General features: G+C 41.3%; 3 protein-coding genes. All 3 read right to left on the bottom strand.

The window, feature by feature from the left end:
- Nucleotides 1-65 precede the first annotated feature (65 nt).
- Nucleotides 66-1655, bottom strand: a complete 1590-nt coding sequence (tnpC, locus tag NSA47_RS15245; RefSeq protein ID WP_257533547.1) for an IS66 family transposase — start codon at nt 1653-1655, stop codon at nt 66-68.
- Between the two features lie 111 nt (nt 1656-1766).
- On the bottom strand, nt 1767-2123 hold the full coding sequence (gene tnpB / locus NSA47_RS15240; protein ID WP_257533545.1) for an IS66 family insertion sequence element accessory protein TnpB: 357 nt from the start codon (nt 2121-2123) through the stop codon (nt 1767-1769).
- Nucleotides 2123-2482: an IS66 family insertion sequence element accessory protein TnpA gene (gene tnpA, locus NSA47_RS15235; protein WP_257533543.1), complete on the bottom strand. Its 360-nt coding sequence runs from the start codon at nt 2480-2482 to the stop codon at nt 2123-2125. Before tnpA ends, tnpB begins: the two co-directional genes overlap by 1 nt.
- Nucleotides 2483-2610 lie beyond the last annotated feature (128 nt).

The raw sequence follows: 2610 nt of genomic DNA, 5'->3' as shown, positions 1-2610 counted from the left end.
GTAAGCGTCCTTTAATAACATGTACCAATAAATTATGGCAGCCATTTGGCTGCCACTGTTATTTTTTATTTTGTGCGACATGCTGCTTGAACCTGTGGGTTCCATGGAAGCATCTTGTCTAGCATATCCTTTTGTTGTTTGTTGGGTATAGAAGGAATATGTCTTAAAAGATACTCCAAATATTTGTATGGGTTTAATCCATTAGCCTTTGCTGTCTCAACAATGGTGTAGACAGCAGCACTAGCATCTGCTCCAGCAGGACTTCCTGCAAAGAGCCAGTTCTTACGACCTACGGTAAAGGGTCGGATGCTGTTTTCGGCTAGGTTATTGGAAATCTCACAGTCTCCATCATCTAAGAAAATCATGAGTCCTTCTTGATGGTTCTTTGCGTACTGCAGTGCCTGTCCAATCTTAGATTTTTGTAGCACACCTTCTAGATTGGTATTAACCCACGCCCAAAAGGCCTCTAAAACGGGTATCTCCTGTTTTAGACGCTCTACTCTTCTCTCTTCAGTTGGTAAATCCTTTAGTTTCTCTTCAATGTTAAAAAGCTTGTTGCAGTAGAGAGTACCTTGTTGTGCTAAGGTACTCCCTGGACTTTTAACATCTTTAGGCAGTGCATCTACGAAGTATCGTCTTACATGACTCCAGCAAAGACACCGCTTGATATTTTTCACCTTTCCATATCCTTTGAATCCATCGGTATGGAGATATCCGCTATATCCCTCTAAGAAATCCGATGCATTCTTGCCAGCCCGCCCAGTCCGATATTCAAATATACGGATGGGTTTGCTGCTTCTAGAACCTGTGGTGTACACCCACATATAGGACTTGGTGCTGTTAGATCGTCCTTCTTCCTTCATCACCTGGATGGGTGATTCGTCTGCATGCAAATGATTCTGCTTTAAAAGCTTCTCATGGAGTTTGGATACCATTGCACCCAGCCATTCCTCTGATGTTTTGACGATCCAGTTAGACAGGGTACTTCTAGAAAGCTCCATTCCGAGATTTTTCCAATCCTTTTCCTGTCGGTATAAAGGGATGTGATTTACATATTTTTGATACATGGTCCAGGCAACACTGGATGGGCTTGCCATGGAATGCTGAAGAAGGGGAGGGTCTGTTTTAGCTTGTGTAAGGTAGGGCCTTCCTTCCTTGCGGCAAGTTCTGCATTCCCAGTTTTCCTGATAGATATGTACGAGTTTCATGGTAGCAGGTTGATATGCTACTTCTGTTCGTAAATATTTCTTTCCTGCATACTTTAACTCATCTCCATCTGTAGGGCATACTTGCTCTTCTTGGGATAAAGAATAAACTCGGTCTTCTTCTGGAAGATTGGAAAGAGCTTTTTCTCGAGAATAACCAGCACGGGTCTTCTTTTTTGAAATGATTTGCTCTACTTCTTCTATGTTTGCTTCTACTTCCGCTTCATCAAACTGACCAAAGGCAACGGCATCTAAAGTAATCTGTCCAGAAATTGCAGATGTTTTCTCACTCTTTTTCCCAAAGAGTTTTTTGGTCAGATAATCAATCTGCTCCCGAAGAATCTTCGAGTCTGTGCTCATCTGATCAATAGTATTTTTGAGGGCAGCAATGGTTTCATTCTGTTGCTTTATCACTTCTAAAAGAATGGAGCTATCAGATCCTGTAACCATTGAATTCACGCCCTTTCTGGTTGATTATTGTTACTATTATTATACCATAAACACAGGTTTTTTCCTATAAAAAAAGCCTGTGAAACCATTGATAATTCTAGATTTCACAGGTTAAATAATCCTTTTGTTTTTCACTTCTTTTATTACTTTCTTTTGGTCAATGGAGAGCCCTTCTAACAGCCATCGATACTGCTGGGAGGTTATCTCTCTAACATCTTCTGACGTCTTAGGCCATTGATAGCTTCCGCTTTCCAATCTTTTATATAGAAGTAGGAATCCATCACCTTCCCAATAAAGTGCTTTCATTCGGTCGCGTTTTCGTCCACAAAACAAAAACAGGGCTTTTTGAAATGGATCAAGGTGAAAGTTTGTCTGGACGATAGCAGCAAGACCATCAATCTGTTTTCGCATGTCGGTGTGGCCGCAGGCTATGTATATCTGGATATCCTTTGGAAACTGAATCAGCATCATCTCTTTAGAATGTTAAGGATGGCTGAGATGGTGTCTGGATCAGCTCCATTACAAATTTCCACAGCCATACCATTCTCCATTTGTATCACAGCACACACTCTATGGGAATTCATTGGTGTTTTGGGTTCAATCTGCTTTACTTCTGCGAACTGGGGTCCTCCTGTGACGGCAAGGGTGCCTGCCTTTATTAAGGATTCTTCCCGTATGACTTTTAGCCAGTAATAGTATTGTCCTTCAGAAATTCCCCTCTCTTTGCACCAGGGCTTAACAGGCATTCCGCTTTGCATACGTTCTGCTATTATCTTACGCCATTTTTCTACTAACATTTCGTGCTGCACAGATTTCATAGTAGCCATGAGATCTCTCCTTTCAAGCTTTTATAGTTCACCGAGTACTCAGCGGGCTATAAAAGTGCTCTATTAAAGTCTATTCTCTCATGTCTTCTACTTATTTTAAATCCATGGGATTATTGGACGCTTACCTT

Origin of the sequence: Irregularibacter muris (genome assembly GCF_024622505.1) — a bacterium.
Taxonomy (GTDB): Bacteria; Bacillota; Clostridia; order Eubacteriales; family Garciellaceae; genus Irregularibacter; species Irregularibacter muris.
This window is presented reverse-complemented; position numbering and strand designations above follow the sequence as displayed.